A 9,499-nucleotide genomic window follows, 5' to 3' on the forward strand; every position below is an offset into this window, starting at 1 on the left:
GTACCACCATAAATGTTGTATGGTGTTTGGCTTCTATTTAAAGCATCTTCTATAGGACGCGCTTGAGCATTGGCTCTGTAAAGAATTGCAAAATCTTTATAAGACCTCTTCTGTTCTCTTGATATTTTTGCTATCATATCTGATATAAATTCTGCCTCATCCATTTCATCATCAGCTATTTGTATCTTTATAAGCTCGCCTTCTTTTTTCTCACTCCAAAGCTTCTTTCTTTTTCTTTCTATATTATTAGATATAACAGTGTTGGCTGCATCTAGTATTATCTGAGTCGATCTATAATTTTGCTCTAGCTTTACCACATGAACGTCATCATAATCCTTCTCAAACTCAAGTATATTTCTTATATCAGCGCCTCTCCACCCATATATACTTTGGTCATCATCTCCAACGACACATATATTTTGGTGCTCTCTTGCTAATAATTTTATTAACTCATATTGAGCTTTACTAGTATCTTGATACTCATCAACCATTATATATTTGAATCTACTTCTATAGTAATCTAATACTTCTGGCTCTTCTTTAAATAATTCAACTGTCTTGTAAATTAAATCATCAAAGTCTAATGCACTATTTCTTTTTAAACGATCTTGATATAGTGCATAAACATCAGCAATCTTACTCATTCTATTATCACTTTGATGTATAGCTTTAAATTGTTTTGGGCTATATAACTTATCCTTAGCACCTGATATAGCACTTATTATTGACTTTGGTTCAAATACTTTATCACTTAAGTTTAATTCCTTTAAGCAATCTTTAACTAATGTGACTTGATCCGCACTATCATATATAACGAAGCTTCTATTGTAACCTATTCTATTTATATCTTTTCTAAGTATACGTACGCAGCAAGAGTGGAAGGTACTTATCCACATATCTTTAGTGTCTGTTCCTTCCATTGTTTCTTCTACTCTTTCTCTCATTTCCATTGCTGCCTTGTTTGTAAATGTTATTGCTAATATATTGATAGCCGCAACACCTTTGTCTTCCATAAGATGTGCAATCCTTGTTGTTAAAACTCTAGTCTTTCCTGATCCTGCTCCTGCTAATATTAATACCGGTCCTTCTGTATTTTCTACCGCTTCTCTCTGAGCAGGATTTAATGTATCTAAATTCATCTTTTTCCTCCTACTTATCAGTCCTATAAATCTATTTTAATCTAATTTACACTTTTGTTCAAATCCTTCAAATACCAATATATAAATTTTTACCAATATATCATAAATTTAAAATCTATATTGGATATTTCTATAAAAAATTCGATTCGCTCATGTCACCATACCCATGCTAGGCACTTACGTCTTCTACGCAAGCTCACATCCCGCTGCTCAATATAAAATAGGTAGGAGCACTTAACTCCTACCTACTATGTTATACGATATCTTGTTTTAATTCTTCAAATTCACTAAGGTCTACTATTCTATGACAGATTCTATCCACCAAAGCTTTTTCATGACTTATAACTATAAGCCCTATATTATGTTTTTTAACATGTTCTAAAACTACTCCCCATATCTGAGCCTGCGTAATGGCATCCAACATAGTAGTCATCTCATCTGCAATTAAAAATTTTGTTTCGCTTGAAAGTGCCCTTAGTACACAAAACCTTTGTAATTCTCCTCCTGATAATTCACTTGGCCATCTATTTAACCATTCATCTTTTATACCCATATCATCTAATAACTCTTTAGATGGTTCAAAAGCTTCATTTAATATCTTACTCATCTTCCATTTAGGATTTACAGACTTTTCAGGATGTTGAAAAATTAACTGTATTGGACTATATCTATTTTTTGATTTTGTAAGTCCTTCTATTTCAACACTTCCACTTTCAGGCTTTTCATAACCTGCTAGTATTTTAGCTAGAGTTGTTTTACCAAATCCACTCGGAGCAACTAAGCCTACTATCTCTCCACTTTCTATAGAAAAATCTATATCTTTTAATATATATCTGTCACTTCTATATTTAAAATTAATATTTTGTGCTCTAAGTTGCATATAAGCATCTCACCATCCCATCTCTAACAAATTTTGAATCAGGTCTTGTTTCTCTGCACTTTTCACTTACTTTTTCACATCTATCTTGGAATAAACATCCTTTAGGTAGCTCATTTGGCATCGGCTGAGATCCTTTTATTGGCTTGAACCCATTTTGAGGAAGTGCATTGTAAAGTGCCTTAGAATATGGATGTCTAAGTTTTTTGCCATCATCCATAAAGTCACTTGCGCTAGCTACCTCTAATGTAGTACCAGCATAAAATACAGCTATTTTATCAGCTATTTTAAGTGCTGATTCTATGTCGTGAGTTATCATTAGTACTGCACAACCACTATTAGCTACATTTCTAAAATCGTCTAATACTTCATTAAGGGATTTTTCATCTAATCCAGGAGTAGGTTCATCTGCAATAATAACCTTACAATCAGATACTAAAGCAGTTGATAACAGTACTTTTCTAGCCATACCTCCAGATAATTCAAATGGGTACAAACTATCTACTTTTTTATTTAGACCGTATTTATTAAATATTTTTCTTTGACGCTTATCTGCTTCTTGCTTATCATCTATACAAATTTTTACTTGTTTTGATACTTGCATTAAGGGATCTAAGAAATTTACAGATTGAGGTATAAAGGCTATTTCATCTCCTCTAAGTTTCTCTTTTACTCTTTGATCTAATGCTTTTCCATTATAAGTTATAGTTCCTTCAGTAGATGAATTGTCTGGTAAAATCCCAAGTATAGCATGCGCTAATAAACTTTTACCAGAACCGCTAGATCCTACTACTGCTAATATTTCTCCCTCATATAAATCTACATCAAGATTTGTTATTACCTTTAAGTCTCTTCTTCTTAATCCCTTTGTATATTGAGAAAAAGAAACACCTAAATCTTTAACTGATAATATAGGTTCCTTTTTCATAATTCCCTCCTATTTATAAGCTGTTTTTGGATTTATTAATTTACTAACTTGCTTACCAATGTTGTCAACCATTAGTGATACTAACACTAAACTTAAACCTGGGAAAAATGCAAGCCACCATCTACCACTATTTAAATATTTCATAGCTTCTGATAGTATTATTCCTATAGCTGGTTCATGTGGTGGTAAACCAAATCCTAAGAATGTAATTGAAGCTTCATGAAGTACTGCATGAGGGAATATTAAAACTATCCCTATAAGTAATTGAGGTACTATATGTGGTAATATGTGTTTTACCGCTATATAAAAATTCGATTTACCAAAGTTTTTTGATATCTTAGTGTAATCAGATTCTCTAATTTGCATAACCTCTGCTCTTATTATTCTTGTAAGCGATGGCCAGTGCGTAAGAGCAACTCCCGCTACAATCCCTTTAAATCCTCCACCTACAGATATAGATATAAGTATTATTATTAGTGCATGAGGTACTGATAATACTAAATCTATCCCCCATGTTATAAATGCATCCACTCTCTTACCAAGAGTTGCCCCCATTAGACCTAGTATAAGAGCTATAATACCACTTAGAACTGATGCTAATATACCAACCTGCATACTTAAACTTAATCCCTTCATTGTTCTATAAAACATATCTCTACCAACCCAATCTGTCCCAAACAAATGACTTATACTTGGAGCTAGATTTTTTTCAGTAAGGTTTATTTTGATATGTTCTGGAGTTATTGTATTTCCAAATATTATTATTCCGCCTAAGAATAGTGTAAATATACCGATAGCTAATAAAGTCTTCTCCCTGATACCAAATCTTTTTTGTGGTATTTTATTAGAAGCTTGATATGCTTTTTGTAATTGACTCATTATGCTTTATCCCCCCCTTTTACTCTTGGGTCTATGACTCTATATAAAATATCTGCTATTAAATTTCCTGTATATACAAATATTAAACTTATTATCACTATTCCCATTAATAGAGGTAAATCACCTTTAAGACCAGCTTGAACTGTCGCCTGACCAAGGCCTGGATAAGAAAATACTTGCTCTGCGAAAACTGTACCTGCAAAAAGCTCACTAAAAGATAAAAATTGTAGTGTTATCGCTGGCATAGCTACATTTTTAATAACATGATTATAAACTATACTTTTTTTACTTTCTCCACGAGCTTTTGCAAATAATATATAATCACTTGATAGTATTTCTATAACTTTTTCTCTAGTATGTAAGCAAATATTTGCAACCCCTAATATACTTAGAGTCAACGCTGGTAATACAAGATGCTTTATCAAACTGCCTATAGTTACTTGATCTGAAAGTACTCCCATAGGTACTCCTAAGCCAGTTGGGAATAATTTTAATTTTACAGAGAATATAATAATAAGTAATATACCTAACCAAAATGTAGGTGTTGATATTAGTACATAGCAATACCCCCGAATACATTTATCTACAACTTTTCCTTCATTTGCACCCGATATAATTCCTAAAACAAATCCTAATACTCCTGATATTACCCATGCTACTAACATCAGAGCTAATGATGCCATAAATCTTTCGCCTATTACATCTACTACAGGTCTCCTATAAATCATAGAGGTACCTAAATCTCCTTTTGCAATTGAACCAAACCATGACATAAACTTTTCTGCTGGAGGTTTATTTAATCCCCAATGCTCTGCTATATTATCTCTTTGTTCTTGAGTAACTGTTAAATCTGCACCTACATATGCTTGTATTGGATCTAAAGGAGATTTTTCCATTAAGATAAATGTTACAATACATAGTGCTACGAGAAGGGTTGCTAGTTTAAACAGCTTTTTTAATATGAATAATCCAATTCCATTTTTATCCTTCATATGAATTTCCCCTTTGTCTAAATTAGTTAAATTATCACAACAGGACATTCTACTTGAGAATGTCCTTACTGTTGTGAAATATCCTTATTTCCACTTCCATTCAGTTATATTGTATAATGCTCTACCTCCATGAGGTTGAACAACTGGTGTTCCTATATCTAAACTTTCATCTGCTAGATATAGATGTCCTGCATTTACAAACCAAGTATATGCACAGTCTCCTTTAGGAGAGAATCCCGCGCTTCCATCCCATTGAGCTTTCTTCCAGTACTCTAAAGCTGCATCTTCATCTTCACTTTGTAATGCCTTATCTATGTATTCATCAACCTTTGGATTTTGATAATATCCTGAGTTGTTCCAAGGAACTCCTACTCCTAAAGTTTTACTACTGTATAAGTTGTAGATTTCAGATGGATCTCCTGATCCAAATCCATAAAGTACAGGTTGAGAGTTTATTTCTGGTATTATTGTATCCCAAGTTTTAGCTTCTAGATTAACCTTTATTCCAAGCTGTTTTGCAACTTCCACATAAGCTAATCCAAGCTCCTGTCTGTACTTTCCATCTGTATATAATAAACTGAATTCTGCCTCGACACCGCCTTTATCAATTGTTCCATCATTGTTAGTATCTTTCCATCCAGCTTCTTCTAATATTTTTTTAGCTTCTTCTAAATTGCCATCTTCTTCTGGTTTTATTATGGTCTCTTCATTTAACCAAGGCATTTTTTCCAGACCTGTCGTTGACGGTGCTCCATATCCTTCTAATATTCCTTCAACTAACTCTTCTCTATCCATAGCATATGTCATAGCTTTTCTTATTGCTATATCACTAGTTACTGCATTACCTATTGGGTGTCCATCAGAGGTAGTTTTTCCAGGTTTTTCAGTTGCGTAAGCTACTCCATAAGTCTCTATACTGTCTAATTCTAAAAGCTTTTTACCAGGTACTTCTTCTTTAGCAAAAGATCCAGGTATAGATGCTATGTCTACTTCTCCTGCTTTTACTGCTGCATAAGCTGCATCATCGTCCATAAATACCATTGTTAGTTTCTTTATAGAAGGAACGTCCCCGTAGTAATCTTCATTCGCTTCTGCTATAACTTGTTGACCTTTATCCCATTGTACAAACTTATATGGACCTGATCCTATTGGATTATCTGAGAATCCTTCTTTATGTGCATGCTTAGGTACTATACCCACTCTAGCTAATTTTTCTATAAATGTAGATTGTGGATGAGTAAGCTTAAACTCTACTGTATATTCATCTACTTGTTTTACACTATCTAGCATAGTTAAATCTATAGAAGAACCACTATCTTTAGCTATTTCATATGTATAAACAACATCCTCTGCTGTTAAATTTTCTCCATCTGTAAATTTAGCATCTTGTCTTAGTTTTACAGTCCATGTTAACCTATCTTCTGATACTTCATAGCTTTCAGCTAAATCATTTTCCATTCCTAATTCTTTATTTCTTTGGAATAGTGTGCTGAAAAATACCCTAGTCATATCACCATGGCCACTTTCTGTAGCATCAAAACCTTCTTCTGGCTCATAAGTTACTGCTGCTATAAGTTCATTACTAGATTTTCTATCATTCCCTTGTTTTTGATCTCCAGACCCAGCTTCTCCACCTGTATTTGCACATCCTGCTAAAATACCTGCTGTTAGAGCAATTGTAACCATTACTGATAAATGCTTCTTTAGTTTCATAACCCCTATTATCCCCCTTGTAAAGCTAGTTTTAAATGCCAAAAAAGGCCTTTAAGCATATAAGAATATACAAACTCTTATATACATAAAGACCTTCATGGCCATGCATTATCGCTTTCATAGCATTTAATATTATTTACATCTTAATAGTATCCATTTTTTTACACAGTGTCAACAAATTATCAATCATCATGTCACTTTTTCAATCGACTTTTTTCGAATAAATTCTACATTTTCTATTTTTTCATTCCAATATTTATATAAATCTCTCTCATTTTTGAATATAGGAAAGTTCATATTTTTACATACTTTTACTAACCAAGGTAGCTCTAAACCAGCATCTATAATCTTATCTTCATTAATAAATACTTCTTCAGTTAAACCTTCTTCTACTATATTTCCTTTATTTAATATATATGTATAATCACAGATATCATATATTAAATTCATATCATGGCTTGAAATTATTACTTTAACATTATTTTTACTTAGTTTTTTGATTATATCAATAATAAGTCTAGTACTGATTGGATCTAACCCTGCTGTAGGCTCATCTAATAGTACTATTTTATTTTTCATAGCTATTACTGATGCTATTGCTACTCTTTTTTTCTGACCATAACTTAAAAAGTGTATAGGCCTATTTATAAAGTCGATTCCATTAACAGCCTCTAGGGCTTCATGTATTCTCTCTTTTATGGTTTCTTCATTTATACCGATATTTCTTAGTGCAAAAGCTATATCATCGTATACCATAGAATAAAATATTTGTTTTTCAGGGTCTTGAAAAACTATCCCTACATCCTTCCTTAAATTATATAAACTTTTTTTATCATGTTTTATCTTTTTTTCATCAAATAATATTTCTCCCGAGGTTGGTTTTAAAATACCCATAAGATTCATAAATAATGTAGATTTACCTGACCCATTAGAACCTATTACTCCTATTACATTCCCCTTAGAAAAGTCCATATTTATGTTGTTTAGAGCTAATTTGTTTTTTTCATATTGGTATGTTAGATTACTTATTTTAAACATTATTCATCACCTACTATGTAAAATGTCCCATCATATAATTTTACATCTAAGGATATACACATTTCTTCATATCGTATCATCATTCTCTTATACAATAGATTAACTAGAAGTCCCAGTGATTTATATGAGGTTTTTAAATTTATATATCCAAATCTTAATTCTTGAGATTGTCTAATATCAGCAACTTCTTCCATAAATATAAATATAAACCTGTATATTAGCATTGATAGCTCAATTACTGTATCTGATATATGTAACTTTTTAAATATAAATATTAATTGGTTAAATGGAGTTGTCAGTATAATAAAATATACACAAGTTAAGCATGACATTGATCTTCCTATTATATGTATGCACGTATTTATTGATTGATCTGACACTCCAATATATAAGTTGCCTATATTTACACTATAAATTAATAATTTTGGATCTTTACTTATATTTATAAGAGTTACAATTATGCTTAATAGTATAAAAGTTATCGGTATTTTTAGCAGCTTTATGTAACTCTTCAGATCTATTTTAGCTATAAATACTATTATTACACTCATTAACAATACAGTACCAATAGATAGTATAATATTTGAAATTAGCATAGAAAGCAGCAAAATTGCTGCCCCTATGCTAACTTTTATATTAGGATTCATATCTCTTAATTCATTGGTATAAGCGTACTTATCAATTTCTATCATATTTATCTCTTCTTTCTACTCCCTAAGTAGTATCCTATAACTCCTGCACCTAATGCTGCCTGAATTGAGAATAATAAACTTTCTATTTCTCCACTTGGTGGTTCATAGAAGCTGTTAAACCATGGTTCATAAGATGGATTTATTTCTGTAATTGCTGACTCCGCTTCTCCATCTGCTCCTCCATATTCAGCGCCTGAATTTATCACCAATGGTATAATAGCTATTGCCACAGTCAATAAGAGTAATAACCAATTTGTTTTATTTGCTGATTTCGTATTTGTGCTCATCTCCAAGTACCCCCTCCTCTTCATTTTTAGTTACTAAATCATAGATTATAGTAGTCAATAAACCTTCTGCTATTGCTATAGGTATTTGAGTCATAAAGAATATTCCTAGGAATTGAGCTGCAGATGCTGCTACTCCACCAGTTGATGATGGGAAAGCTATAGCTAATTGTAGCGCAGTAATTGTATATGTAGCTAAATCTCCCAGAGATGCTGCAAGAAATACTGTCCATCTCCTATTTATATTTTTCTTTTTAAGTAATTTAAATATTAAAAATGATACTATAGGTCCAACTATAGCCATTGAAAATGCATTTGCTCCCAAAGTTGTTAATCCACCATGAGCTAGTAGTATAGCCTGGAATAAAAGAACTATCGTGCCTAATACAACCATAACGCTCGGTCCAAACATTATTGCTCCTAATCCTACTCCTGTTGGATGCGAACAACTTCCTGTAACTGAAGGTATCTTTAGAGCTGATAGTACAAATACAAAAGCTCCACATAATGCTAATAAAACTTTTTTCTTAGGATTTTCTTTTACTATTTTGTTGATAGATTTTAAACCAACTAAGAAAAATGGTATAAATATAACGCTCCATATAATAGACCATTCTATAGGTAAATACCCTTCCATTATATGCATTGCATTTGATATTGCTGGATTTAGGACTATTAGCATAAGAGCTGCTACTAGACCTAATTTCCATTGCTTAAATTTTTTCATTGCCTTTCTCCCTTTCTTCTACATACTAACTATGTATTTTTATTATTTCTTTATATACATATAAATAATTAATATCAAAGAGAGACGGTGTCGTATATAAAAAGGCCTAATCAGAGATTAGACCATCAATTAGCAGATATTATTTTCATAATATTCATTTTGAAGAATCTTTCTCCCTCCCCGAAGAAATTACTTAAATATTTATAGGCAGGTCTCCTGACTTAGCTTCA

10 protein-coding genes are annotated in these 9,499 nt (G+C 32.0%); all 10 read right to left on the reverse strand.

The window, feature by feature from the left end:
- The coding region (locus CHL78_RS18495) for an ATP-dependent helicase (protein ID WP_147295852.1) at positions 1-1,139 on the reverse strand (1,139 nt) is incomplete at its 3' end.
- A gap of 253 nt (positions 1,140-1,392) precedes the next feature.
- On the reverse strand, positions 1,393-2,019 hold the full coding sequence (locus CHL78_RS18500) for an ABC transporter ATP-binding protein (RefSeq protein ID WP_094368289.1): 627 nt from the start codon (positions 2,017-2,019) through the stop codon (positions 1,393-1,395).
- On the reverse strand, positions 2,009-2,944 hold the full coding sequence (locus CHL78_RS18505; RefSeq protein ID WP_094368288.1) for an ABC transporter ATP-binding protein: 936 nt from the start codon (positions 2,942-2,944) through the stop codon (positions 2,009-2,011). Before CHL78_RS18505 ends, CHL78_RS18500 begins: the two co-directional genes overlap by 11 nt.
- Positions 2,945-2,953: 9 nt before the next feature.
- The gene (locus CHL78_RS18510) at positions 2,954-3,823 is read right to left on the reverse strand and encodes an ABC transporter permease (protein WP_094368287.1); all 870 of its coding nucleotides are present in this window, start codon (positions 3,821-3,823) and stop codon (positions 2,954-2,956) included.
- Positions 3,823-4,815, reverse strand: coding sequence for an ABC transporter permease (locus CHL78_RS18515; RefSeq protein WP_094368286.1), 993 nt, complete (start codon positions 4,813-4,815; stop codon positions 3,823-3,825). The genes CHL78_RS18510 and CHL78_RS18515 overlap by 1 nt, the downstream gene beginning before the upstream one ends.
- Before the next feature lie 84 nt (positions 4,816-4,899).
- Positions 4,900-6,528, reverse strand: a complete 1,629-nt coding sequence (locus CHL78_RS18520) for an ABC transporter substrate-binding protein (RefSeq protein ID WP_116041685.1) — start codon at positions 6,526-6,528, stop codon at positions 4,900-4,902.
- 189 nt (positions 6,529-6,717) lie between these two features.
- The gene (locus CHL78_RS18525; protein ID WP_199534119.1) at positions 6,718-7,566 is read right to left on the reverse strand and encodes an energy-coupling factor ABC transporter ATP-binding protein; all 849 of its coding nucleotides are present in this window, start codon (positions 7,564-7,566) and stop codon (positions 6,718-6,720) included.
- Entirely contained in the window at positions 7,566-8,258 is a 693-nt protein-coding gene (gene cbiQ, locus CHL78_RS18530; RefSeq protein WP_094368737.1) for a cobalt ECF transporter T component CbiQ, read from the reverse strand. The genes CHL78_RS18525 and cbiQ overlap by 1 nt, the downstream gene beginning before the upstream one ends.
- A 2-nt stretch (positions 8,259-8,260) precedes the next feature.
- A complete protein-coding gene (locus CHL78_RS18535) occupies positions 8,261-8,545 on the reverse strand; it encodes an energy-coupling factor ABC transporter substrate-binding protein (protein ID WP_094368738.1) in 285 nt (94 codons plus the stop codon).
- Positions 8,517-9,269: an energy-coupling factor ABC transporter permease gene (locus tag CHL78_RS18540; RefSeq protein WP_094368739.1), complete on the reverse strand. Its 753-nt coding sequence runs from the start codon at positions 9,267-9,269 to the stop codon at positions 8,517-8,519. The genes CHL78_RS18535 and CHL78_RS18540 overlap by 29 nt, the downstream gene beginning before the upstream one ends.
- Positions 9,270-9,499 lie beyond the last annotated feature (230 nt).

It is taken from the genome of Romboutsia weinsteinii, assembly GCF_002250835.2.
Lineage (GTDB): Bacteria > Bacillota > Clostridia > Peptostreptococcales > Peptostreptococcaceae > Romboutsia_A > Romboutsia_A weinsteinii.